Origin of the sequence: Halorubrum ejinorense, from assembly GCF_039522565.1 — an archaeon.
GTDB classification, from domain to species: Archaea; Halobacteriota; Halobacteria; order Halobacteriales; family Haloferacaceae; genus Halorubrum; species Halorubrum ejinorense.
In genome coordinates, this window is sequence record NZ_BAAADQ010000010.1 from 73,127 (window position 1) to 96,953 (window position 23,827).

19 protein-coding genes and 1 tRNA gene are annotated in these 23,827 nt (G+C 67.3%); 5 read left to right on the plus strand and 15 right to left on the minus strand.

The features are described from left to right. Positions 1-10: 10 nt before the first annotated feature. From hisS to ABDZ89_RS10120, 4 genes are all read right to left on the minus strand, one after another. A complete protein-coding gene (gene hisS / locus ABDZ89_RS10105; RefSeq protein ID WP_343778756.1) occupies positions 11-1,333 on the minus strand; it encodes a histidine--tRNA ligase in 1,323 nt (440 codons plus the stop codon). Between the two features lie 100 nt (positions 1,334-1,433). Next, positions 1,434-1,889, minus strand: coding sequence for a ferritin-like domain-containing protein (locus tag ABDZ89_RS10110; RefSeq protein ID WP_343778757.1), 456 nt, complete (start codon positions 1,887-1,889; stop codon positions 1,434-1,436). 94 nt (positions 1,890-1,983) lie between these two features. Next, a complete protein-coding gene (locus ABDZ89_RS10115) occupies positions 1,984-2,577 on the minus strand; it encodes a DUF7411 family protein (protein WP_343778759.1) in 594 nt (197 codons plus the stop codon). Beyond that, positions 2,578-2,931, minus strand: coding sequence for a DNA-binding protein (locus tag ABDZ89_RS10120; RefSeq protein ID WP_343778761.1), 354 nt, complete (start codon positions 2,929-2,931; stop codon positions 2,578-2,580). Between the two features lie 150 nt (positions 2,932-3,081). Between ABDZ89_RS10120 and ABDZ89_RS10125 the strand changes: the two genes are divergently transcribed. Beyond that, the gene (locus ABDZ89_RS10125; protein ID WP_343778762.1) at positions 3,082-4,227 is read left to right on the plus strand and encodes a 60S ribosomal export protein NMD3; all 1,146 of its coding nucleotides are present in this window, start codon (positions 3,082-3,084) and stop codon (positions 4,225-4,227) included. 120 nt (positions 4,228-4,347) lie between these two features. Here ABDZ89_RS10125 and ABDZ89_RS10130 read toward each other — a convergent pair whose 3' ends face one another. Both ABDZ89_RS10130 and ABDZ89_RS10135 read right to left on the minus strand, forming a co-directional pair. Then, entirely contained in the window at positions 4,348-4,539 is a 192-nt protein-coding gene (locus ABDZ89_RS10130) for a DUF7317 family protein (protein WP_017344020.1), read from the minus strand. 328 nt (positions 4,540-4,867) lie between these two features. Continuing rightward, positions 4,868-6,757, minus strand: a complete 1,890-nt coding sequence (locus ABDZ89_RS10135) for a helicase C-terminal domain-containing protein (RefSeq protein ID WP_343778764.1) — start codon at positions 6,755-6,757, stop codon at positions 4,868-4,870. 91 nt (positions 6,758-6,848) lie between these two features. Between ABDZ89_RS10135 and ABDZ89_RS10140 the strand changes: the two genes are divergently transcribed. Then, positions 6,849-7,079, plus strand: a complete 231-nt coding sequence (locus ABDZ89_RS10140) for a hypothetical protein (protein WP_343778766.1) — start codon at positions 6,849-6,851, stop codon at positions 7,077-7,079. Between the two features lie 606 nt (positions 7,080-7,685). On the opposite strand, the gene ABDZ89_RS10145 is transcribed toward ABDZ89_RS10140, so the two are convergent. From ABDZ89_RS10145 to ABDZ89_RS10170, 6 genes are all read right to left on the minus strand, one after another. Further along, positions 7,686-8,045, minus strand: a complete 360-nt coding sequence (locus ABDZ89_RS10145; RefSeq protein WP_343778769.1) for a HalOD1 output domain-containing protein — start codon at positions 8,043-8,045, stop codon at positions 7,686-7,688. Between the two features lie 109 nt (positions 8,046-8,154). Beyond that, a complete protein-coding gene (locus ABDZ89_RS10150; protein ID WP_343778771.1) occupies positions 8,155-10,866 on the minus strand; it encodes a helix-turn-helix domain-containing protein in 2,712 nt (903 codons plus the stop codon). Continuing rightward, positions 10,866-16,664 (minus strand): PAS domain S-box protein, encoded by a 5,799-nt coding sequence (locus ABDZ89_RS10155; protein WP_343778773.1) that lies wholly within the window; start codon positions 16,662-16,664, stop codon positions 10,866-10,868. The genes ABDZ89_RS10150 and ABDZ89_RS10155 overlap by 1 nt, the downstream gene beginning before the upstream one ends. 406 nt (positions 16,665-17,070) lie before the next feature. Then, positions 17,071-17,454: a helix-turn-helix domain-containing protein gene (locus tag ABDZ89_RS10160; RefSeq protein ID WP_343778775.1), complete on the minus strand. Its 384-nt coding sequence runs from the start codon at positions 17,452-17,454 to the stop codon at positions 17,071-17,073. 567 nt (positions 17,455-18,021) lie between these two features. Next, on the minus strand, positions 18,022-18,492 hold the full coding sequence (locus ABDZ89_RS10165) for an FKBP-type peptidyl-prolyl cis-trans isomerase (protein WP_343778777.1): 471 nt from the start codon (positions 18,490-18,492) through the stop codon (positions 18,022-18,024). A 121-nt stretch (positions 18,493-18,613) separates the two neighbouring features. After that, positions 18,614-18,967 carry a DUF8062 family protein gene (locus tag ABDZ89_RS10170; protein ID WP_343778779.1) on the minus strand — a complete coding sequence of 118 codons (354 nt, stop codon included), beginning with the start codon at positions 18,965-18,967 and terminating at the stop codon, positions 18,614-18,616. Between the two features lie 83 nt (positions 18,968-19,050). Between ABDZ89_RS10170 and ABDZ89_RS10175 the strand changes: the two genes are divergently transcribed. After that, a complete protein-coding gene (locus tag ABDZ89_RS10175) occupies positions 19,051-19,887 on the plus strand; it encodes a VOC family protein (RefSeq protein WP_343778781.1) in 837 nt (278 codons plus the stop codon). Between the two features lie 127 nt (positions 19,888-20,014). Here ABDZ89_RS10175 and ABDZ89_RS10180 read toward each other — a convergent pair. Both ABDZ89_RS10180 and ABDZ89_RS10185 read right to left on the minus strand, forming a co-directional pair. Further along, a tRNA-Glu gene (locus tag ABDZ89_RS10180) sits at positions 20,015-20,089 on the minus strand. A 158-nt stretch (positions 20,090-20,247) separates the two neighbouring features. Beyond that, complete coding sequence (locus ABDZ89_RS10185; RefSeq protein WP_343778783.1) at positions 20,248-21,321, minus strand: M28 family peptidase; 1,074 nt, start codon at positions 21,319-21,321, stop codon at positions 20,248-20,250. 127 nt (positions 21,322-21,448) lie between these two features. On the opposite strand from ABDZ89_RS10185, the gene ABDZ89_RS10190 reads away from it, so the two are divergent. Further along, complete coding sequence (locus ABDZ89_RS10190) at positions 21,449-22,549, plus strand: zinc-dependent metalloprotease (protein WP_343778784.1); 1,101 nt, start codon at positions 21,449-21,451, stop codon at positions 22,547-22,549. A gap of 28 nt (positions 22,550-22,577) precedes the next feature. On the opposite strand, the gene ABDZ89_RS10195 is transcribed toward ABDZ89_RS10190, so the two are convergent. Continuing rightward, positions 22,578-23,006 (minus strand): SHOCT domain-containing protein, encoded by a 429-nt coding sequence (locus tag ABDZ89_RS10195; RefSeq protein WP_343778785.1) that lies wholly within the window; start codon positions 23,004-23,006, stop codon positions 22,578-22,580. Between the two features lie 126 nt (positions 23,007-23,132). Here ABDZ89_RS10195 and ABDZ89_RS10200 point away from each other — a divergent pair, with 126 nt between their 5' ends. Continuing rightward, complete coding sequence (locus tag ABDZ89_RS10200) at positions 23,133-23,804, plus strand: non-canonical purine NTP pyrophosphatase (protein WP_343778786.1); 672 nt, start codon at positions 23,133-23,135, stop codon at positions 23,802-23,804. Positions 23,805-23,827: the final 23 nt, after the last annotated feature.

A 23,827-nucleotide genomic window follows, 5' to 3' on the forward strand; every position in this document is an offset into this window, starting at 1 on the left:
CGCAGCCGCGTTACTCGTAGTCCTCGTACGTCGGCAGCCCCTCGTCCGGGGGGAACTCCTCGACCGGTACGGTCGTCTCGTCGCCGCTTTCCATGTCTTTCACCGTGTACTCGCCGTTCTCTAAGTCGCGCTCGCCGACGACCACGACCGTCTCGGCGTTGATCGAGTCGGCGTAGCCGAGTTGGGCGCCGAACGAGCGGCCCGAGACGTCCTGCTCGACGACCACGTCGTCGCCGAGCGCGCGGAGGTCGCGGGCGAGCGCGGCCGCCTCGCTCCGGGTGTCGCCCACGCTGAGGACGTAGTAATCGGTCGTCAGCTCCTCGTCGGGCCAGACGCCGGCGCGCTGGCAGAGGAGCTTGAGCGTCGCGTGGCCGGGCGCGACGCCGACCGCGGGCGTCGGCTGGCCGCCGAAACTCTCGATGAGGTCGTCGTAGCGCCCGCCGCCGAAGACGGAGCGCGACACCTCGCCGGTCGAGTCGAAGCACTCGAAGACGACCCCGGTGTAGTAGTCGAGCCCGCGGGCAGTCGTCAGCGACACGTCACAGAACTCGCCCGCGCCGAAGTCGTCGGCCGCGGCGAGGACGTTCCGGAGGTTCTCGACCGCGGCCTCGACTTCCTCGCCGCCCGCTTCCGCGACCGCGTCGAGGTCGTCGACCGTCTCCACGCCGGCGATGAGATCGTCGAAGTCGCGCGCGGTGTCGCGGGCGAGTCCGGCGTCCGAGAGCAGCCCGACGTACTCGGCGTCGTCTGTCTTCGCGCGCTTGTCGACCGCGCGGATCGCGGCCGCGGTGTCGACCGCCTCGGGGTCCTCGGCGAGCGAGCGGACGAGGCCGCCGAGGATGTCGCGGTGAGAGACCCGGAACTCGAAGTCGTCGCCGGTGAGCCCCAAGTCCGTGAGGGCGTCGGCGGCGACCGCGAGCACCTCGGCGTCGGCCTCGGGGGCCGAGGAGCCGAACACGTCGATGTTCGTCTGATAGAACTCGCGGAACCGCCCCTGCTGGACCTGCTCGTAGCGCCAGAACGGCCGCGTGGACATCCACTTGATCGGCTTCGACAGCTCCTGGCCCTTCGCGACGACCATCCGGGCGACGGTCGGCGTGAGCTCCGGGGTCAGGGAGACGCCGCGGCCCCCCTTGTCGTCGAAGGCGTACAGCTCCTCGACGATCTCCTCGCCGGACTTGTCGACGTACATCTCCGTCCGTTCTAAGGCGGGGGTGGCGATCTCGCGGAAGCCGTGTCTGGCGGCCGCGCCCTCGACCGCGTCGGTCACCTCGCGGCGGGCGGACTGCTCGCCGGGGTAGAAATCGCGGAATCCCTTGAGGCCGTCGTACATGAACCCCGGTTCGGCGAGCGCCCGCTTGAAAGCATCCCTTCGGGGGCGGCCCGCGCGAGAGGGCGCCCGGCCTGCGGGCGCCGTCGGAGAGCCGTCTCGCCTAGTCGCGCTGGTACTCCTTCTGGAACCCGCGGAACTCCGTCCGGTGGGCCTCCTCGTCGGAGAGGAGCGTCACGGCGAGGTCCTCGGTGACCGGGTCGTCCGCGTCCTCGGCGGCGTCGATCAGGTCGCGGTACGTCGCGATGGCGCCCTCCTCGGCGTCGAGCACGCCGTTTATCACCGAGAGCACGTCGGTCGAGTCCGCGGGCGGCTGGAGGGAGTCCTGGCTGGCGGTGAACTCCGCCGACCCCGGCGGGCGCGCGTCGAGCTGTTTGAGCCGCTGTCCGATCTGTTCGGCGTGGCCGAGCTCCTCCTGAACGTCCTGTTTGAGGCTCTCTTTGATCTCCTCGGCGCGGACGCCGTCGAGGACGATGGCGTTCGTCTGGTAGTTCATCACGGTCTCGATCTCGTCGGCGTACGCCTCTCGGAGCAGCTCGACCACTCGTTCAGATGACATACGTGCCGCTACGAGCGCGGGGTCAAAAGTCGTTCCGACGCTCCCGGGCCGACGGGAACCGGTCGGTCGCGTCCGGTATCGACGAGCGGGCCGGTCAGTCGTTCCGACCGTGGACGTAGGTCTGGTCGTGGTCCGGGAACACGTCACCGACCGTCTCCTCGCCGTGCGTGTCGGCGATGAGCGCGCGAAGCTCGTCCTCGTAGTCGGCCTTGGGCACCTCCTCGCTCGGCCCCTGTTGGACGTCGAAGGTGGCGTCGACGAGCTGGTCGACGGCGTGTCGGCCGAACCCGGAGAGCGGCGAGATGTAGTCGATCCCGTTGCGGTCTTCGAGGCTCTGCGCCTGCGCCCGCGACACCGTGGGGACGCGGTCGTCGCGGCGCGTCCCGTCCGCGATGGCGTCCACGTCGAGCGCCGCGATGGTCTCTAAGGCGTGCTCGTGGACGCGCTGGATTCCGTTGCGGGGGTAGCCGTCCGCGACCATCGTCTCGACGGCGCTCTCTGCCACCTCCCGGTCGAGGTCGACGCGCTCGAACGGGAAGCCGAGCTCGGCGGCCGCTCGCTCGGCGTGCTCCCAGTCGTCCGTGAGCCCGAAGCTCCCGGTGACACACCGAACGTCGTAGAACCGGTCGAGCAGGTGGGCGGCGAGGGAGGAGTCTTTCCCGCCGCTGTACAGCAGCGCGAGCTCCATCTACCGCCGCCGGATGTCGAAGCTCTTCTGGTCGGGCTGGAGCTCCTTGAGGAGCTCGCGCATCTGATCTTCGTCGATGCGTCCCTGAACGCGCCCGCTCTGTGCCAGCGCGGCGACCTGCTGTTTCACCTTCTCGCCGAACTGGGGCTTCGACATCTCGACCGCGTTGAGCCGCTGGCGCGCGCCGTCGGTCAGGTGCTGTTTCAACACCGCTTCCTGCTGGGCCTCGGCGCGCTCCTGGGCCTCCTGTTGGGCCTCGGCGGCGTCGCCTTCGCCGCCTTGGCGCTCGCGGAGCTCCTCCATCTTCTTTTCGCGTAGCTCTTCGAGCCGTTCGTCGTCGGGGTTCCCGCTCATACGTGCCCGTTCTCGGTCCGTGCGAAAAACCATTTCGGAGGTCGCGACCCGACGCGGCGCGCCCGAACTCGCCGTCGCCGGGGAGCGGCGGCCGCGTCGGTCCGCGTCAGTCCGCGCCGTTTAAACGGGTCCTCGGCGTATCCGCGCCCAATGAGCGAGTCGCGGGAGTTCTGTCCGCGCTGTGGCGATTCGGTCCCCGAGCGGCGCGACCCCCTCCCGGGCGAGCCGCGCGGGCGAGACGCGCTGCTCTGTGACGACTGTTACTTCGAGGACTTCGACCTGGTCGACGCGCCCGACCGGATCGAGGTGCTGGTCTGTTCCGGCTGCGGCGCGGTCAGGCGCGGCGAGTCGTGGCGCGACGTGGGCGCGCGCGACTACACCGACGTCGCCGTCGACGAGGTCGCGGAGGCGCTCGGCGTCCACGTCGACGCCGCGGACGTCGAGTGGGGCGTCGAGCCGGAGCAGGTCGGCGAGAACACCGTCCGGATGCACTGCCGGTTCTCCGGCGTGGTACGCGGGACGCTCCGCTCCGCGGAGGTGACGGTCCCCGTGAAGATATCGCGCGGGACCTGCGACCGCTGCGGGCGCATCGCCGGCGGGTACTACGCCGGGATCGTTCAGGTCCGCGCCGACGAGCGCGACCTGACCCCCGCGGAGCGCGCCGAGGCGCTGTCGATCGCGGAGACGTACGTCGCCGACCAAGAGGCCGACGGCGACCGCGAGGCGTTCATCACCGAGGTGGTGGAGACCGACGACGGGCCCAACGTCAAACTCTCCTCTAACCGGCTCGCGCAGAACGTCGCGACGCGGATCACGGATGCGCTCGGCGGGAGCTTCGAGTCGTACCCGACGCTCGTCACCGAGGACGGCGACGGCAACGAGGTGTACCGCGTCACCTTCGCGGTCCGGCTCCCGAAGTACGCGGTCGGCGAGATCGTCGACCCCGAGGACGGCGACGGCCCCGTCCTCGTCACGAGCGTCTCGGGCCGCCTTCGGGGCGTCCGACTCGCGAGCGGCGAGGGGTACACCTCCGAGTACGCCGAGGCGGAGGCCCCGGAGGCGACCCGGCTCGGCACCCGCGACGACGCCGCCGAGACGACCGTGGTGACCGTCGAGGACGAGAACGCGATTCAGGTGCTCGACCCCGTCACCTACGAGGCGAAGACGGTCCCGAACCCGACGTTCGTCGACGACGACGCGGACGCGGTGCTGGCGTTCGAACACGACGGGGAGATTCACCTCGTGCCGGAGGAAGACGCCGGGCCGCGGGCGACCGAGGCGCCGAGTCAGGAGTAGGGCGCTCGCCGCCGGCCGGGGGGATAGAAGGGAAATGGCGGCGTCGGATCTGATCGTTCGTGGGACTACTCGTGAAAACGGACCGATCCGACGGGGGTGGGCCGAAACTTCGGAGACCGTTCAGTCGGCGCGGGCGGGCTGCTCGCGGCCGAGCGCTGCGGCGCGTTCGGACTCGGTTACCTCGATGCCGCGGCGTTCGAGTTGCTCGATGAATTCGGCCTCGCTGAGCCCTGCCTGTGCCGCTGCCTGCGACAGCGTCAGCGTTCGCGCACCGTACAGCGTCAGCGCACTCGACAGCCCGTTCGTTGCCATACACCTACTGGACGCGTGAAGGTTTATGAAGGTTACTACTTCATTGAGGGCCATGATACACCTTATACGATATATATTGACGATCGGTCGGCGTCGTGACCATAATACACGAATCCACGGTCGCCGGGCCCGCGGTCGCGTCGGCGAGGCGAGCGAGGGCGCTCAGCCGCGCTACCGTCGCCCGCAGGAGTTATACCGCTCTGCGGTCCAAACGCGGGCATGGACAGACAACAGATCTTCGCGCTGTTCTTCGCGTTCCTCATGGTGAGCTCGATGGTCGCCTACGGCGTCTCGCTGCTGTAGCCGCTCGGGCGCCCGGTCGGTCGGCTCAGCCGTCGCCCCAGACGTCAGAGAGCGGGTGGTTCTCCCGCCGCTCCGCGTCCGCCTCCGAACGCGTCCGGACCGAGTCGTCTGATCCCCCGGGCTCGGCCGGCGCGTCGTCGGTCCCGCCCTCGCGAGTCGAGGAACCGCGCGCTCCCTCCGAGCGGTCGGCCCGGCCGTTGCGCCGTCCCGCGCCCGGGTCGCCGGCGTTCCGCGGCGGCGTCGCGTCGATCCCGGCGAGCGCGGCCTCGGGGTCGAACGACGGCAGCGACGGGGTCGTCATCGCGTCGACCTGCTCGCGGAACCACGAGGGCGTGTCGGCCTCGGCGCGCTCGAACAGGTCGAGCAGCGAGTCGTCCGCCAGGTACGTCGCGCCGTAGTCGTCGGGCGCGCGGACGACCCGCCCGCAGGCCTGGATGACGGTCCGGAGCGCCGTGCGGTGGTACCACGCCCACTGGCCGTCCTCGAGCCGCCGGGCGACCCGCGAGTCGTTGGTGTTCCGGTACGGCGCCTTACACACCACCTGCCAGCGACAGAGGTCGCCCTTGAGGTCTAACGCCTCCTCCATTTTCACCGAGACGAACACCTCCGGGTCCGAACTCGCCTTCCACGACTCCAGTTCGGCGTCGCGGTTCCCGCGCGAGTGTCGCCTGACCCGCGCGGCGACGCCGAACTCGCCGAGCCGCTCGGTGATCCGGTCGGCGATGTCGTACGAGTGCGCGTGGATGAGCCCCTTCTCGTCGGGGTGTTCGGCCATCAGCCGGACGATCAGGCGGGCGATCTTCGGGACGGTCTCGTCGCGGTGCTCGTAGGTCATCGACCCCTGCGTCACGTCGTACAGCGGGCGGTTCGCGAGCGGGAACGTGTGCTCGACGTCGACGAGGGCCACGTCGGCGGGGTTGAGGCCGACGCCGCGGCAGAACGCCTCCTTCGAGAGGATGGTCGCCGACAGCAGCGCGAACCGGTTCCCGCGGTCCCAGACGGTGTGTTTGAGGTACCGCGCCGGGTCGAGCGGCTTGATGTCGATCGCCGACCCCTCGCCGCCCGGCTGGTCGACGACCCACGTCGTCGGCGACTCCGGGTCGCGGTAGTCCTCTAGGAACCAGCCGAGTTCGCTTATCAGCTCCTGGAGCCGGTCGCGGCGGGCGACCTCCTCGCGGTCGAGTTCGGGTCGCCCGACCAGTTCGTCTTTCGCGCGGATCGCCACGTCGCGGAGGGTCTCGACGAACCGCGCGGTCCGGTCGAGCGCGTCCTCCTCGGGGCCGGCGTCGGCCGCCACGTCGGGGACGCCCACGTCGTCCCAGACCGGGACGCGCTCGGGGGAACACTCGATGGTGGCGTACATCTCGGCCCACTCCGCGAGCCCGTGGGCCTCGTCTATCACGGCCACGTCGCGCTTGCGGAACACCTCGGAGCCGGCGGTGCGCATGAAGTACGCCAGCGTCATCGCCGCGAAGCGGTTGCCGGAGGCGATGGCGCGGTCGGAGAAGTACGGACAGCGGTGCCGGATCGAGCAGTCGAACCCCTGCTGGCGCGCGCAGGGGGCGCGGTTCACGGGCGTGTCGTGCTCGCCGGGCAGCACGCAGTCGTAGTTCGACTTCCCGCGGATCACGGCCAGGTCGTCGAGCAGGTCGTCGGCCTCCACGTCGTCGATCTGCGACACCTGCGGGGTCGTGTAGTAGGCGCCCGTCGCCTCGCTGGGCGCCGCCTCGCCGGCGGTCTCGGCCGCGCCCATGATCGCCCGGGCGAGCAGCGACTTGCCGCTGCCCGTCGGCGCGCGCACCAACACGACCCGATTCCCCGCCGCGAACGCGTCGCGGATGTCGGCGAGGGCCTGCTTCTGTGCCCCGCGGTAGCTCGGCGCGGGGAACTCGTCGGGGATCCGGCTCGGGTCCACACGACGCCCTCGCGCGCTGGCGGAATTAAACCCTCGCTTGGTGGGCGCCGGCGACACCTATTGATACTCCGGGTCGAAACGGGAAGAGGAGATGAGCGACGACGGGATCCTCGGGTCGCTGTCCGCGGTCGGCCTGCTGAGCCTCTGTTGTATCGGCTTCGGCGGCGTGGCGGGCGGGGCGGCGGTGATCGGCGGCTCCGCCTCGGCGAGCGCGTTCGCGACCGGGGCGACGAGCGTCCGCGGCGCGCTCGTGTCCGGCGCCGTCACGTTCGCGACCGTCCTCGTCGCCGCCGCGGTGATCCGCTGGCGACTGAGACGGTGAGCCGAACCCGGAACTCGGCGGTGAAAGCGGGTCGTTCGCACTAGGTGACTCGCCGCGCTCGCAGCCCGTGAACGTGCGTCGGAGACGGCCACGCTCCGTGCGACCGCCGAGCGGACGCAAGAACGCTGGCAGACACGTCCCCTCACGGCCGTCACCGACCTCAATGACGCTCGCAAGGGTCCTCCGGCGCTGCTGTTCTCGTTCCGTTCGGAGGCCTGGCCAGCGGTCAACACCCCGTCCGATACGCCGGGCACGCCGGTGGTCTTGCGTGTCGGCGCTACGATGCTCGGTGCGGCCGCCGGGGTAGCGTTCTCCCGTCGCGCGGTCAAGACCGGCCACTGGAAACCCGTCCCATTATCAGTAATCCGCAACGGAAGCCGTGGGCTTGTCAGTGGGAACTCCTCTCAGCGCCATACTAACGGGGGAGCTACACCCAGAAGTCAAGTACAGTCGCCGTAACACCGGTACACGACAGATTCGCTTTCACCAGAAGGTGTCCCTCGCGAGTGGATCGGTCGAGAATCTCGCGATCGACGCTCCGTCTCACATTGTAATCCGCATTCGGTTCGTACTCACGGTTCTGACAGACGAGTCAGTGTGTCGCCGTTACGGGTCGTGTTCAATAATCACGCGAATTACTGGGCCGTACAGAACCGTCACCCGACAGGTCTGAAACTGAAACTCTGCCGACGGAAGCCATCCGCTGTCGTCTGTCGCCTTCGTCTTGAACAGCCCGTTTAGTCGGTCGGTGTCGACAAAATTGTACAGCGGTGGCGTTTCGGAGAGCTCCGACCACTGTTCGATGGCGTCCGTGACCGCCGAACGGACGGCGTCTCCCACGTGGAACGGCCGATCGAACTCCCGTACCAGTTGCGTGTCGGTTGTCCATCCCGGCGTGCGGTGGGCGCTCGCCTCTAGCTGGCTTTTCGCATGTGGCACCGAGTTCGGATCGCTGTGACCGCTCATACTAACAGAGTGGTGTACCGGAATACAGTACCTCTGCCGATGAGCATCGAGTCGGCGGTAAGAACACCGATGTGTATCGGTGAGATTCGAGGATACCCGCGGGGATATGTCACGAGAACAGCTCTGCGAGGATTTTGCGCTCTGCCGTTCGGAGATGTTGGCTAAGGGTGGACTGCGCGATACCGACCTCCGCGGCGACGGTGTCAGCGTCGGCGGCCCGCGGCTGGTCGAAGTAGCCCGCGTGGAAAGCCATCCGGAGTACCTCGCGCTGTCGGTCAGTCAGCTGGTCGTCTACGGCTTTAGCGACGGTCGAGCTCGATTCCCAATCAGCGGATCGACGATTCTTTGCGACGAGTTCGACGCAGTCCAAAGCGGCGGTGACGGTATTTACGTACTCTCGGACATCGGTTTCGTACGGTAACTGTACCGTCACGGCCAACTGGGCTGAATCGGGACGTATCTTCACCTGTTGGAGTGCGGCACCCTGTCGGACCAGCTGCTGAATCGGCGACTCCGGACGTAATGTCACGACACAAGTCATTCCGGTCGTGTCGGCGCGGAGCACCGACACGCCGGACGTGTCGCTGAGTCGTGTTTCGATCCGGTCACGGTCGTGGCCGGCAGTAATCGTAACCGCGACGAATACGATACATGTTCCGCTGTTTCGGTGCGAGACATCAGATATCTCGAGGGGAGCGTCGACGGTCGTCAAGAGCCGGGACAACGCAGAATCCGAGTCGACGTGGAATGTGAGATCTGCCCCACCGCCCGACAGGAGGGCGTCTCGCTGTCGGATCGCACCGATAGCGTGGCCGATGGTCACACCGAGTTCCGCCAGGGCCTCGACCTCCTCTTCTGCCATCCCGGTCGGACGGTTGAGGTGTACCTCTATCGCGCCGAAGCGTGTGGTGTTGTGGACGACCGGTACCGCGACGATCGTGTTGGTTCCGCGCTTCAGGCCTCGGCCACGCCACCACACGTCGGATTCGATCGTCACGAGGTCCGCCACAGACACCGAGGACCCTGTCTCGTAGGCCTGTCTCGCGGGGGACGTCGGCGCCGCCTCGACCGGTTCTATCTTGCTCGCATTCGATGTCGCTCTAGGGATGTCTGAAAGGTAGCTGTCGAGGTCACCCGCTTGAGTCCTACGGACAGTCCCGTCGGTCGAAAGGTCGACGTCTGCGATCCACGCACCGGTAACCGAATCCATCTGTAGCAGGCGGCGACACACCTCTTTCTCGATCTCTGCGCGGGTATCTGCGCTCACCACCGCCGGGCCAATGGACCGAATCAGGCGGTTGATCCTGTCGAGGCGTGACAGTCGTTCGTTCTGTTGTTCCAACTTCTGGTCACGCTCTCGAAGGCTCCGAGTTCGAGCCAGTTGCTCGAGCGCCTGTCTGGTGTTCGCAGCCCACGTCTCTGCGAGAGTCCGTTGCGTCGGCGAAAGAGAGTGTCCGTCTGTTGTGGCCGCGAGGAACACCCCCCGTTGGCCGAGTGGGCAGGCCATCCAGTCGCTAAATGCGTCCTCAAGCCAGTCCGCGGATCCGGTACGTTCTCGATGCCCCTCCGCTTTCAGACGGTCCGTCTGGTCGGCGAAAGCCGTCCAGACTGGATCCGTACCGCCGGAGAGCGTCGGTAACGTCGGATCGACTCCGGGAGTGGCTGCTGCGCTGGCCGCCGGAACGAGATCGCCGGTCGATTCTTCTCTGGTAAACACCGCAGCGTACTGGAAGTCGAGGGCCCCCGTCGCAGTCGTGACCGCATGGGTGGTGACGGCCTCGTCCCGCTCGGTACTCATCAGGTGGCGCGTTTCACGGTGGAGGGTCTGAAGATACCGTTCGCGCCTGTACCGGCCGGTGATATCGTGATAGTGGTCGATCCGCCCGCCAGCGTACAGCCCGGTCTCGATCGGTGCGCTCCAGTACTCGAGCCACCGCTCCGTCCCGGTCTCGCCCTCAGGGAAGTGAACGGTGGCATCGAGTTCGTCTCCGTGGCTCGCCAGCCCGGTTCGTATCAGCGACGCGAGCGACTCTTCGCCGGCGTCGATTCCCTCGAAGTGATCCGTGGCGGCGTTCGCGTACTCGCGCCCTCGGAGGTTGCTCCGGTCAACGCCGAGCAACGCCTCGGTCGCCTCGTTGGCCCACACGACGGTGCCGGCCGCGTCCACCACGACCATCGCCTCCCGTGAGCTGTCGAGCACGTCCTCGGTGAGCGACTCGTACCGCTGCTCGCTCGTCCGTTCGGCGGCCGTCCGCTGGATGTGTTCGGCGGCGACGCGAAAGTCCTCGTCTGGGAGGTCGGTGAGCAGTGACTCAACGTCCGTCTGTACCCTCGCGAGGCGGTCAGTGAGCGAGCGGTACTCCTCGCTGGCTTCGAGGACCTCGGGCTTCTCTGTCGCTTCGAGGGTGTCCTGCCGCTCGATCAGGGAGAACAGTTCTTGGAGCTTCTCGTCGTACTCGGCCCGGGTCAACATCCGGTCGATCACCTCGTGTAACGCTGTGGCCTTGACCGGTTTTTCCAGGTACGCGTCGAATCCCATCTTGACGACATCGAGGCCGGGGGTGACCGCCGAAACCATCGCGACGCGAGGGTCGACGTCGGCGTTCCGGATCGCCTCGAGGACGTCTCCTCCGGAGAGACCGGGCATCATCCGGTCGAGCAACACCACGTCCACGGTCTCGTCCAGGCGTTCGAGAGCTTCAGTTCCGTCGTAGGCCGTTTCGACGTCGTAGGTCTCCCCGAGCCATTTGGCATACAGCTCGGCCGTGTTCCGGTCGTCTTCGACGACGAGGACACCGGCGGGGGTCGGCTGTTCAGTCATTACTCTACGGTCCTGCCAGACCGTTCGCTTTCCATCGTCTGTCTCTCCGGCAAACGGAGGCACACCTCTGTCCCGTCGCGAGTCGACTCGACGGATGCGTCACCGCCAGCTTGAGTAACAATCATTCGTACCATCCACAGGCCGAGCCCTTGCCCGTGATTGAGTTGGGATTCTTCGCCGGTCTCCAGAACGCTCGCTTCCATGTCCGGCATCCCCGGGCCGTCGTCTCTCACGAGAACCTCGGTCCAGCCGTCCGCCGAGTGGTCGACTCTGACCTCTATGGCAGCCTCTGATGACGCCTTGGCAGCGTTTTCGACGAGTTCGCGAACCGCGTCGAGGAGCTCCACAGGGACTGGTGGCCCGTCGTCCGGAACGTCAGTCGCGACCGTCGCGGCGGCGTACTCCTCGCGGACTGGAGCGACGGCGGCTTCGACCAGTGCCCCAACCTCTCGTTTTGGCTCCCGTCCCTGGCGTGAATCGAGGACGGACCGTATCTGCTTCATTTTCTCGGTCATCGCGACCCACTTGTCGAGGATCCGTTCTGTGATCTCGAACTGTTCGGCTCGTTTGTCCGCGTCGGTCTCTTCAGCTATCAGCTCTGTCCAGCCGCGCAGCTTGGTCAGGTCGTTTCGCATGTTGTGACGCATCACCCGCTGCATGACTTCGAGGTGGCGTTTGTGTTGGTTCCGTGCCGTCACGTCGCGACCTTCGACGACGAGCAGAGACACCTCACCGTCCTCGTTGGTCACGGGCTTTACCGAGAAGTCGATCGTTGCGAGGCCGTTACCGCCGCGTACGTCGGTCTCGTACCTGACGAATTCCCCACTTGCGGCCCGTCGGATCGCGTCTCGAACCCGCGTGCGGACAGTGTCGGAGTGGCTCCACCAATCTACCTCTTGGAACGGAGTTCCGACGATATCACTACGGTCGAACTCCCCGAACGCTAAGGCGGCGTCGTTTGCTTCGACGATCGTCCCGTCGGGCTCCAGCAGCCCGGTGAACTGGAAAGTCTGGTTGAAGATGCTCTCGTACCGCCGAGCGCGCTTCCTGTTCTCGGTCACGTCTCGAAGGTACAGCAACATTCCGCCGATGGCGTCATCCTCCAACATGTTTCGACACTGCGATTCGACGTTGAGCCACGCGCCGTCGCCCGACTCGATACGCCACTCCGCTTGGATGTCCGCGCCGGGGTCGTCGACGCCGTCGAAGAACGTCTCCATCGCGTCTTCGCGACTTTCTGGGTGAAGGTAGTCGAACAGGTTCGTTCCGACGAGGTCGTCCCGGTCGTATCCGAGAACGCGGTCGGCGGAGCCGCTCGCGTATTCGACCGTTCCGTCGGTGTCGACGATCGTCACCACGTCGGTGGACTCTTCGACGAACCGCTCGGTTCGGCGTTGCTGGCGGCGTGGATCGGTCATATCATGCACGACCATCGCGTACCCGTGGAACCCACCGTCGTCGGTTTCCAGCGGTGCGTACCGGACGTCGGCGTAGAACTCCGAGCCGTCGGCGCGAGCCTGCCACCCTTCGTGAGCGCTCTCACCGGCGATACGGGCCTGCTGGAGCAACCGGTCGGGGAGTTCCGAGTCACGGTCACTCTCCGGGTACAGTCGCCCCATCGACATCCCCACGGCGGTCTCGCTATCGTATCCGAAGAGGCCGCTGGCACCGGTGTTCCACGTCTGGATGACGCCGTCTCCGTCGACGATGACGAAGGCGTACTCGTCGATACTTTCGACTAACAGCTTGAACTGTTCCCGTTCGCGCTCGAGTTGCTGTTGACGCTCTTTCCGATCGGTGATATCGGTCGCCACGGTGAGGACGCGAACTGGGTTCCCCGCGTCGTCGTATCGCGGAACGGCCCGGACTCCCTGCCAGAGATACGTGTCATCGGTCCGCCGCAATCGCAGGTCGCCAATCCACGGCTCGCCCGTTTCGAGCATCCGTTCCAGTTCCCGTTCCACGCGTTGCCTGTCTTCGGGGTGGACGAGCGCTTCGAACTCCTCGAACGTCTCGATATCCTGACCGATCATGTCGACTAGGGTCTCGTTCCACTGGACCGTGCCGTCCGTCAGGTCCCAGTCGGCGATACCGGTCTGCGTTCCCGACAGAGTCAGCTCCAGCCGTTCCTGCTGTTGACGCAGTTCCTCGCGAGCGTCCCTCCGTTCGATCTCGTAGCCGGCCCACTGTCCGAGGAGACTGACGAGCGACCGTTCGAACTCGTCGAAGGGGCGCTCTCGCTGCTCGCTCGAGGCGAAACACAGCGTCCCGTACACGCGATCGTTGACCTTGACCTTCCCACCGACGTACGTTTCGAGCCCGAACGTATCGTACGCGGCGTCGTCGACGAGTTCGCTCTCGGCGGCATTCACGAGTCCCGTCGCACCGTCGTTCTCGATCGTCAGCCGACAGTATGATTCCGAGAGTGGCCTCGACTCGCCCGACTGAAGGAGTTCGTGGGGACCGACCCCCTCGACTATCCGCTGGGTTGAAGCGGTCGACTCCTCGCCCGTGTCTATCCGTGTCAGGAAGCCGTACGGCAGGTCCAAATGGTCCTGCCCCGCGTTCAGTAGCCCGTCGATCTTCTCCTCGAAACTCGTCTGCGGGTCGGTCGTCACCTCGTAGATGCGTTCGAGCAAGTCCACCCGCGTTTCGGTCTGTCTCTCGCGCTCTCGTCGTTTCGATATATCCACGAACAGGGCATTCGTCCCGCTCGTCTCGTCTCGGCGAGGGACCGCACGCAAGAGCGCGTACACGGACTTACCGTCCGAACCGACGAGTTCGCGTTCGCTCACTCCGAACTCGCCGTCGAGCGCACGTCCGTATCCCTCCTCGCGCAGTTTCGACGCGGAATCGGAAGTGTAGATACTCGCGAGCGGGCTCCCCTCGACCTCCTCGCGGTCGTATCCGAGCCGGTTTAGCAGCTGGTCGTTACACGAATCGATCACCGCTTTTCCGTCGACCTCTCGGGTCTCGACGAACAGGAGTGGCCCCTCGTTCAGGAACTGTCGCAACCACCGGGTGTGCTCCTTCCGGTCGGTCACGTCCTGCTGGATACCGACGTAGTTCGTCACCACTCCGTCTTCGTCCGTCACGGGCGCCACGGAAACCCGCGTCCAGTACGGCGTTCCGTCCTCCCGGTAGTTCTGGAGCTCGAGGGAGATCGGCTCTTCGGAATTGATCGCCTCCCGAAGCCGTGCCACTTGTTCTGGATCGCTGTCCTCCCCCTGGAGGAATCGCGGATTCCGGCCGATCGCGTCCGCTCTCCCGTAGCCGGTCATGCGCTCGAACCCGTCGTTGACGTACACCAGGGGGTTGCCGTCCTGCGTCGCATCGGTGATTTGGATGCCGACGGTGGCCTCGTCCATCGCGCGCTCCTTCAGTTTGAGTTCGCGCTCCCGGGCTCTGCGCTCCGTCACGTCCCGGACGACGCAGACGATACGCCCGTCGTCGAGCCGCGCGAGTGACAGGTCCTGGGGAAACGTTGTCCCATCCTTCCTGAGGCCGACCGCCTCACCGCGCCACCCGCCGGTTTCGGTGAGCGACGAGAGTGCCTCCGACGTCAGCCGGTCGCACTCGGGGCCTTCATAGCACTTCTCCCAGCTGTCGCCGACGAACGCCGCCGAACCGTCGTACCCGTACATGTCGGCGTGCGCTCGGTTCGCGTACGTGTACTCCGCGTCCTCGTTGAGGATCGCGACGCCGTCTTTCGCGGCCTCGATAGCGGCCGAGCGCCCCTCAAGCTCTCGCTTTCTCGCCTGCTGCTCGGTCTCGTCGCGCACCGTACAGACGAGGCGGCCGTCGTCGATGGCCGTCAGAGAGAGCTCCGCCGGGAATCTGCTGCCGTCAGGGCGACAGCCCGTAACCATCCCGCGCCAGTAGCCGTCGGCTTCGAGCGCCGGGAAGGCTTCGGCCTCCAGTCGCTCTACCTCGTCGTCGTCGTACAGCTCCCGCCAGGTCTGCCCGATCAGTCGCTCTTTGCTCTCGAACCCGTACATCTCCACGTGGGTTCGGTCGACGTACGTGTACTCCCCGCCGTCGAGAATCGCGACGCCGTCCCTGGCCGACTCGACCGCCTGCTGGAACGATTCGAGTTCGCGCTCCCGGGCTCGGCGCTCGGTCTCGTCGCGCACCGTACAGACGAGGCGACCGTCTCCGATGATTGTCAGAGATAGCTCCGCCGGGAAGGTCGACCCGTCCGGCCGGCTGCCAGTGACCATCCCGCGCCAGTAGCCGTCGGCTTCGAGCGCCGGGAAGGCTTCGGCCTCTAGTCGTTCGACCTCGTCAGCGGCGTACAGCTTTCGCCACGTGTTACCGAGGAGTTGGTCTTTGGCTTCGAACCCGTACATCTCCACGTGGGTTTGGTCGACGTACGTGTACTCGCTGCCGTCGAGAATCGCGATTCCGTCGGCCGCTTCGTCGATCGCTCGCTGGAACGACTCGAGTTGTCGTCGTCGCTCCTTGCGATCGGTAATATCTCTGAGAACACCGGCCGTGCCACGGAACTCCTCGTCGCCGATAAGCGCGAGTCGATTCTCGACGGTCTTGTGGTCTCCGTCGGCCGTTTCGAGCTCGAACTCAGTTGTCGCCGATCGGTCGCCCGTGGTGAGTAGGCTCTCAATCTGTGCTTCCATTCGTTCGACATCCGAGTCATCCATCCCGACTGTGGGGTGGTTGCCGATGACGTCCTCGTCGTACCCGAACTCGCGTTCTGCCGCCGTGTTGACGAACGTGAACCGTCCGTCCGTGTCCAGCGCGTACACCGGGTCGTCGACGGCTTCGAGAATCGTCTCGTACCGTTCTAGTTCCGCAAATCGGCGGCGGCGTTCGATCTCAGTGCCGATGTGCTGTGCGATGAGTTTGACGAACTCTCTCTCTTCAGGGCGAAACGCCGCTGAACGCGGTTTCCCCATCGAGAAGTTGACCGTACCGTAGGTGTCACCGTTGGCGACGACGGGCGCTGCGATGTATGCGCTGACGCTTCCGGCCGCCGGATTGTCTTGGTGGTCGCTGTCCGCGACATCGGCAAACGCGAGCGTTCCGGTTACCTCGCCGGCGAGCGTCGCGTCGCACATCGTGTCCGTGAGGTCGTACACGGTGCCCGCCTCGTGTGACCCGGTCTCGTCGACCACGACATCGACCTCGTAGTCGCCTCCGTCGACTCGTGAGAGAATACCCGTGTCCAGACCGAAGGTCTCACAGCCGAGAGACAGCAATCGACCGATGGTCTCGTCGAATTCACCGGCATTGACGGTGAGTTCGTTCAACTGACGGAGGGCAGCCGTGTCGTGCCCGATCGGATCCGCGGGTCGCTCTCGGCTGAGTTGTGGCTTTGACGAGGGGCCGTGGGCTGTCGTGCGAACGTAGGTACTCCCGTCAACATCGATTGGCCGGCTCGTGAGTTCGACCCGAAAGGCTCCGCCGCGTGCGTGCTCAAGGCTCGTCACGATGGTTTTGGGCGTTCCGGAGACGGTACGCTCGAGATGTTCACGGACGGGACCAGTCGCCGTCTCCACGGCGATGTCGGGGAGCCCGTTCGTCAGGAGCGCGTCTCGGTCTCGACCCGTCAACTCGACTGCGGCTCGGTTGACTGCCACCAGCGTTCCGTCGGTGTCGCTGACGAACGCGGGCTCGTTCGACTGATCGAACAGCGCACGAGCGAGATCGCAACTATCGCTCGTCGACCGGCGGCCCTCGATCCGAGCAAGCGCCGTTCGGAGGTTCGCCGCAATTCCTTCGATGGTGGCGGTCTCGGCGTCGTCGAACCCCTCCGGTTCCGTGATACCGACGCGCAGCACGCGGCCACCTCCGACGGGAACGAGAGTCTCGGCCCGGATCGGTCCTCGAATATCGGTATTGACTGTCGCTTCGACAGTGCCGTCAGTCGGTTCGTCGTCTCCGCCTTCTGTATTAAGAAGCGACTCAAAAATCCGTTTTGGAGCGCTCGTGACTCCGATCGAAGACGGAGCACCGGACCCGATAGTGGAGACTGTGCCCGTTTCCGGGTCGTACGTACAGACACTCGCGACCGGCTGATCGCACACCGTGTCCACTAACTCAATCGCGTGCGTGACCGCAGTCGCTACCGATTCGGCGTCGCTGAGTCTCGCTGATAGAGAGAGAAGGCGTCCCGGAGGTCCGTAGGAGGTCTGAGACTCAGTCATGACGTACTATTGTTTTGAACACGTTTGAATTGTTCGTCTGCTAATCATTTGTCGCGGGCTTCGGTCGCTCTTTAGCAGCCTCAGATCCCCTAATGGGCACAGAAACCCGCGCAGAGCGGACTTGGCTCCGTCTCTCATTGTTCGGGGACATCGCGAGAGGCGACTCGTTAGCGTCGTCGGCCACGAGTACGAACGCCCGGGCCCAGAGCGACGGTGCCGGACCGAACCGGATTGCCACGGCGCTGGTCGTCCGCTGGTACCGGGTCGCCTTTGAGCTGCTTTCGTTATCGCTCCGGTGCTCATCTAACAGGCCGACTGTGGTGAGTTCGCTGACGCGGCGGTAGCACGTCGCGATCGGGATGTCCAGCGACTCGCTGAGGCTGGCTACCGACGCCGGCGTCTCGGTCGCCCCGAGGATCGCCATGCTGTACTCCCGGCCAAGTGTTCGTACAGTTTCCATGACAATTGTCGTGGGGATACAGTCGACATCGGGAGTCAAATACGCAGTTGCGATCAGCATCGGTACGCGCTCACGGATACCGATACGTATCGCACAGCGGGCGATGCGAAATGACGGCGACAGGTCCTCGGAGTTACCGCACAGGTTTTGTCCGTTTCGAGGTCGAATGCCCGAGACGCTTCTGTCGGTGTTTGCTCAGTTGGGGGGCATCCGACACTACCGGTTCATTGTTCGTACCGGACGGCAGCGGCAGACACGCAGTTCGAGGTGTCCGACCTCGGTCGGCGACGTTCTGCGATCGATGCGACGATCGAATTAAAACAGCCAGCGACAGGGGTCGCGGAGGCGTTAGTCGCGGAGCGAACGGCCGGTTCGCCGGTGGCTACACCGGTGGCTGGCTAGTGTCGAGCGAGACGGTATCCGTCGTGTCGTCCGGCCCTTCGAGGTGGACGGCTGTGACGCGCATCGAGGATCGGTCGGTCGCACCCCGCCGGGCGCCGTGCGGCCGTTCGGCGGGCCGCGTCGCCGAGCTCAGTTGACCTCGATGATCTCGACGTCGAACGTCAGCGTCTCCCCGGCGAGTCGGGGGTTGAAATCCACGCGAACGGTCTCGTCGTCGACGTGGACGACCTCGCCTTGCCCGCCGCCCTGGGCCTCGAGGTACGACCCCACTTCCGGCCGCTGGCCGTCGAGCATCGCTTCGAGCTCCTCGGTGTCGAACTCCTGGACGTGCTCCTCGCTGGGTTCGCCGTACGCCTTCTCCGGGGGGATGGTCAGGGTTTCAGTCGCGCCCTCCTCGAGGCCGACGAGGCCCTCGTCGAGCCCCTCGATGATCTCTTCGTCGCCGATCTCGACCGTCAGCGGCGCGTACTCTCGGTCGGGCTGCGCCTCCGCCAGCCCGGTCTCCTCGGCGACGGACTGCCGAGAGGTGTCGAACACGGTGTCGTCGTCCAGTCGTCCGGTGTACGCAAAGGTCACGGAGTCGCCGGTTTCAATCGACATACGGGCCCGATGAGTGCCACACGGAAAGGGTGTCGTATTGAGGGCGACGAGAGACGTTCCGAGCCGCGGTGGCGTGCGCCCGCGACGACGGCCGGCCCGGTGCGATCGCGGTTCCCGGTGGTTACGCCCGTGACCCGTCGGTGTCGGGGGAGACGGTGTCCGTCGTGTCGTCCGGGGCTTCGAGGTGGACGGGATGGTGCGTGTGGCGCGCGTGAGCGGTCGCCCACCGCCGCGCGGGGCGTTCCGACAGGAACTGCTCGCCGTCGGGACAGCGCCGGCACCGAACGATCCACGGCGTCACGTCGTCCGGGAAGTGGCCGGTGTGTCGCTCGTGATCGAGCGCGAACTGTTCGACCGCGCGGTTGCCGGCGCGGAGGTCGTCTAACTCGTGATCGAGGTCCCAGTCGCGGCCGCAACGGGTACACGAGACGGTCGGAACGCCGGAGTCGTCGGGGGCGGACGGGTCGTCGGTCACGGGTCGGAGTTGCGCTCTATCCACTTGAACGCCGGTCACGACGCCCCCGAAACCGCTTTGATCGTCGGCGCGCGCTCTTCGGCATGGACCACAGGATCGATCACGTCACCGTCGCGGGGCGTGATCTCGACCGCCTCGCGGAGGCGTTCTCGGCGGCCGGACTCCCCGTCGAGTACGGTGGTCGCCACTCGAACGGTGTCACTCACATGGCGATCGTCGGCTTCCCCGACGGGAGCTACGTCGAACTCATCTCGAAGCACGCACCCGACGCGACCTCGCCGTGGTGGGAGGCGGCGATCGACGGCGACGCCGGTCCGTGTGCGTGGGCCGTCGGCGTCGACGACGTCGAGACGGCGACCGCGACGCTTCGCGACCGCGGCGTGACCGTCGACGGCCCCACGGCCTACGAGCGGGAACGCGACGACGGAACGCTCGTCGAATGGGACCTCACGTCGCTCGAGGGCGGTGACCCCGGGACTCGCCTCCCGTTCCTGATCGCGGATCGCACCCCGCGGGAACGGCGGGTACGGCCAACAGTCGATCCGGCCGCGTCCCCGCTGCGAGGGGTCGAGGCCGTCGTCGTCGGGGTCCCGGACCTCGCGACCGCAGCCGACGCGTTCGCGACCGCCTTCGACGCCCGAGAGCCGACGCGAACGGCGTGCGCTGACCTCCGCGCCGCCGTCGCCTCGTTCCCCGACCTGCCGGTGACGCTCGCGGAACCCACCGGCGACGGCTGGCTCGCCGAGCGCGTCTCCCGGACCGGCGCGTCGCCCGCCGCGTACCTCATCGGGTACGAACGCGGCGCCGACCACGCCTTGGAGACGCTCGGCACGGCCTCGATCGGCGACCGATCGGTCGCGTGGCTCCCCGTGACCCGTCCCGTCGGCCGTCCGTATATCGGGTTGGTCGCGAACGAGTGATCGGGCCGTCGCGGACGGCGCTCCCGCCGTCGCTTCGCCTCGTCGCGTCGCTTTCACCCCGTTTTCGACCTGGTATATCACCGGTCGTGGCCGGGGCTGGGACCGTGAGACTGCGGCGGCAAAAGGATGCTCCGGCTGGGATTCGAACCCAGGTCATCACCGTGAGAGGGTGATATGATTGGCCGGACTACACCACCAGAGCGCACGTCCGTTCGACGCGATTTAGGGTATGAAAGGAGATTGTAAAACAGTTCCGTTTCGACGCCGCCGTGCCCCGGTTTGTCGTGGTGAGCGGGCCGAACGCGGGCGGGAACGCAGGTGTGGCGTCGACGGCGCTCGGGCGGGTTTCGGCGGTGAGCGTCAGACCTCGACGGCGAACGGCTCCGCCCCGCCTCCGGCGTCGCCCGCCGCCGAGACGACCGCGGCGAGGAGGTCCGCGACCGCGTCGAGGTCCCCGGTGTCGATCACTTCGACCGGCGTGTGCATGTACCGGTTCGGGATCGAGACGGTGAGCGCGGGGACGCCGCTCCGGGCCGTGTAGAACGCGTCCGCGTCGGTGCCGGTGCGCGTCCCGGCCGCCTGGATCTGTACGTCGACCTCGGCGTCGGCGGCCGCGTCGCGCGCGAGGTCGACGAGGACCGGGTGGTTCGCGCTGCCGCGGCCGATCACCGGTCCGCCGCCGAGTTCGACCGGCCCGCGGCGCTCGCGGTCCACGTCGGGGTTGTCGGTCGCGTGCGTCACGTCGACCGCGACGAACGCGTCGACGGCGTCGAGGTCGGCGCCGACCATCCGCGCCCCCTGAAGGCCGACCTCTTCTTGGACCGTCGAGACCGCGTAGACCGTGGCGTCGACGCCTGCCTCGGTCGCGCGGCGGAGCCCCTCCGCGGCCGCCCACACGCCGGCCCGGTTGTCGACCCCCCGAGCCGCGATGCGGTCGCCGACCAGCTCGCGGACGCCGGTGGAGAAGGTGACCGGGTCGCCGACCTCGACGTGGTCGCGCGCCTCGGCCGCGTCGGCCGCGCCGATGTCGACGAACTGCCCGGCGACGTCCTCGTACTCCTCGTCGCCGTCGCGTAGGTGGATCGCGGTCTGCCCGACGACGCCCTGGACCGGCTCGTCGGCGTGGACCGTGACGTGCTGGCCCTTCGAGACGGTGCGGTCGGCGCCGCCGACCCGCGAGATCCGGAGGAACCCCTCGTCGAGCACGTCGCGGACCATGAACCCGATCTCGTCGGCGTGGCCGGTGACGGCGACCGTCGGCGCGTCGGGGTCGCCCTCGTGGACCGCGACGGCGTTGCCGTAGGCGTCGGTCTCCACGCGGTCCGCGAACTCGCTGACGTAGTCGGTCCAGACCCGCTGCGCGGCGGTCTCGAAGCCCGAGGGGCTCGCGGTCGAGAGGAGGTCGTCGAGGAACGCTCGGTGCGCGTCGTCCATATCTCGGGGAATCTCGGGCCGGGCAAGAAGACACCGGTGTCGACCGCGGTCGGAGTCGGCGGGAGAGAGCGGCGCTCGCGGGAGCACCCGACACAAGCGCTTTGAGGCGTCCGGCCGTCCGATCCGTATGGACATCCTCCGAAGCGTCCGCGCCGTCGCCGAGGCCGACGGACCGGGCGTCGTCGACTGGGACCGGGCCGCGGCGGCCGCGAAGGCGGGGACCGACCCCGGATCGCTCGCGCTCACCGACGCGGAACGCGCCGGCTACGCCGCGGACGTCCGGGACGCCCGGGCTCGGCTGGCCGAGGTCGCCGGGATCGAGTTCGACGTGCCCGACAGCATCGAGGTTCAGAACCGCCACCACTGGATCGACGCGAGCGTCGACACGTTCCGCCGCGTGATGGAGCCGATCGAGGCGGCCGCGGTCGGGGACGCCGGCGGCGACCTCGGCGGAGGCTCCGTCGACCCCGTCGACGCCGGCGCCGGAAGCGACTCGCTCGACGTGATGCCGGACCCCGCGTCCGGACCGCTCGGGCCCGCGCCGGGGGCGGCGATCGCACAGGACCTCTCTCGGATCGCCAACACGGGCTCGATGGCGTTCGCGCTCGGCTTCCTCGCGCGCAACGTCCTCGGCCAGTACGACCCGCTCCTCCTGGCGAACGAGCCGGACGCCGACCACGGCCTCTACTTCGTCCACCCGAACATCGTCGCGGTCGCCGCGGCGCTCGACGTGGACTACCCCCGGTTCCGTCGCTGGATCGCGTTCCACGAGGTCACCCACGCGGCCGAGTTCGGCGCGGCGCCGTGGCTGCCCGAGTACCTCGAATCGCGCGTCGAACGCGGCGTCGAGGGGATGGTCGGCGGCGGGGGCGGCGCGGCCGGCGGGCTCGACCCCGACGCCTTCGCGGAGCTTCAGGCCGCGATGACGGCGGTCGAGGGGTACGCCGAGGTGCTGATGGACCGCGCGTTCGACGAGGAGTACGACGACCTCAGGCGAAAGCTCGACGACCGGCGCGGCGGCGGCGGTCCCGTGCGCCGGCTCGCACAGCGCCTCCTCGGGCTCGGGCTCAAGCGGCAGCAGTACGAGCGCGGCGCCGCCTTCTTCCGGCACGTCGCCGACGAGCGCGGCATCGAGGCCGCCGGGGCCGTCTGGGCGGACCCGGAGCACCTGCCGACCGCAGCGGAGATCGACGACCCCGAGGCGTGGATCGTTCGCGTCGATCCCTGAGGCAGGCCTGTCGCCCCGGCGCGGACGGTCACTCCAGGTCGAACTCGCGCTCCCGGTTCCCGGTCGACTCCGCGATCCGCGACCCGTCGGAGCCGACCTCGTCGAAGCGCTCGTCGACGTCCTCGGTCGCCAGCAGGCGGTCGAGCTTCCGTTCGAACTCCGCCTCGTCGATCTCACCGGTCGCGTAGCGGTCGCGCAGCGTCGCGACGGGGCGGTCCGCGCTCGCGCCGACGGCTACCGCCCCGTCGGCCGGTTCGTCGTCGGACGCGACGAGCGGGAACCGATCGCCGAGCAGGCCGACGAGCGGGATCAGGATGAAGAACCCGGTGATGAACGTGGCGGGGATCAGCGGTCCGAGAACGGTCGGAAGGAGGACGGCGAGAAGCGCCGTAAGCCCGAACGTGAGGACCCCGATGAGTGCGATGAGCCGTTTCTTCTCGAACGTTGGGAGGGCCATACGTCACCGATGTTATCTCGTCGACAAAAACGTACTGTTGCGGTCGGTCCGCTCGGCGCGTCACCCGGACGGCGAGGACCGCCCGCGACCGACGGCTATTCGTCGCGCGCGCACCCACGCCGATCCGTGCTCAGGTACGTGACGACGAACCCGGGGAAGGTGCGCGAGGCGGAGCGGTACCTCCCGGACGGATCGGTGGAGCGGCTCGACTTCGACTACACGGAGATACAGGCCGACGAGCTCGGCCCGATCGCGGCGCGGGGCGCCCGCGAGGCGTACCGCCACGCCGACGGCCCGGTCCTCGTCGACGACGCGGGGCTGTTCGTCGAGGGGCTGGACGGCTTCCCGGGCCCGTACTCGTCGTACGTCCACGAGACGCTCGGGGTCGAGCGCGTCCAGGAAATCGCGAGCGAACTCGACGACCGCCGAGCGGCGTTCCGGTGTACGCTCGGCTACTGCGACGGCGAGGGGTTCGCCGCGAGCCCCGACCCCGTCGACCGCGCGGACCGCGACACCGCCGCCGCGGCGGGGCCGGACGCGGGCGAGTCCGACGCCGACGGAGGCGGCGACGAAGACGAGGCGGCCGACGCCGACGCGGACCCGCTCCCGGTCAAGCTGTTCGAGGGGTACGTCCCGGGCCGCATCGTCGCGCCGCGGGGCGACGGCGGATTCGGGTACGACCCGATCTTCGAACACGACGGCGAGACGTTCGCGGAGATGGACACGGACCGCAAGAACGCGGTTTCACACCGCGGCCGGGCGTTAGAGAAGTTCGCAGAGTGGTACGCGGACCGCTGAGGACGGCGACCGCGGATCGCGGC

What these genes read in the sequence shown, in the direction of transcription:
- ABDZ89_RS10185 (WP_343778783.1), bottom strand. Translation starts at nt 21,321, where the DNA reads ATGGACGACGCGCACCGAGCGTTCCTCGACGACCTCCTCTCGACCGCG.
- hisS (WP_343778756.1), bottom strand. Translation starts at nt 1,333, where the DNA reads ATGTACGACGGCCTCAAGGGATTCCGCGATTTCTACCCCGGCGAGCAG.
- ABDZ89_RS10115 (WP_343778759.1), bottom strand. Translation starts at nt 2,577, where the DNA reads ATGGAGCTCGCGCTGCTGTACAGCGGCGGGAAAGACTCCTCCCTCGCC.
- ABDZ89_RS10175 (WP_343778781.1), top strand. Translation starts at nt 19,051, where the DNA reads ATGGACCACAGGATCGATCACGTCACCGTCGCGGGGCGTGATCTCGAC.
- ABDZ89_RS10120 (WP_343778761.1), bottom strand. Translation starts at nt 2,931, where the DNA reads ATGAGCGGGAACCCCGACGACGAACGGCTCGAAGAGCTACGCGAAAAG.
- ABDZ89_RS10195 (WP_343778785.1), bottom strand. Translation starts at nt 23,006, where the DNA reads ATGGCCCTCCCAACGTTCGAGAAGAAACGGCTCATCGCACTCATCGGG.
- ABDZ89_RS10140 (WP_343778766.1), top strand. Translation starts at nt 6,849, where the DNA reads ATGAGCGACGACGGGATCCTCGGGTCGCTGTCCGCGGTCGGCCTGCTG.
- ABDZ89_RS10150 (WP_343778771.1), bottom strand. Translation starts at nt 10,866, where the DNA reads ATGACTGAACAGCCGACCCCCGCCGGTGTCCTCGTCGTCGAAGACGAC.
- ABDZ89_RS10190 (WP_343778784.1), top strand. Translation starts at nt 21,449, where the DNA reads ATGGACATCCTCCGAAGCGTCCGCGCCGTCGCCGAGGCCGACGGACCG.
- ABDZ89_RS10165 (WP_343778777.1), bottom strand. Translation starts at nt 18,492, where the DNA reads ATGTCGATTGAAACCGGCGACTCCGTGACCTTTGCGTACACCGGACGA.
- ABDZ89_RS10125 (WP_343778762.1), top strand. Translation starts at nt 3,082, where the DNA reads ATGAGCGAGTCGCGGGAGTTCTGTCCGCGCTGTGGCGATTCGGTCCCC.
- ABDZ89_RS10110 (WP_343778757.1), bottom strand. Translation starts at nt 1,889, where the DNA reads ATGTCATCTGAACGAGTGGTCGAGCTGCTCCGAGAGGCGTACGCCGAC.
- ABDZ89_RS10160 (WP_343778775.1), bottom strand. Translation starts at nt 17,454, where the DNA reads ATGGCGATCCTCGGGGCGACCGAGACGCCGGCGTCGGTAGCCAGCCTC.
- ABDZ89_RS10130 (WP_017344020.1), bottom strand. Translation starts at nt 4,539, where the DNA reads ATGGCAACGAACGGGCTGTCGAGTGCGCTGACGCTGTACGGTGCGCGA.
- ABDZ89_RS10145 (WP_343778769.1), bottom strand. Translation starts at nt 8,045, where the DNA reads ATGAGCGGTCACAGCGATCCGAACTCGGTGCCACATGCGAAAAGCCAG.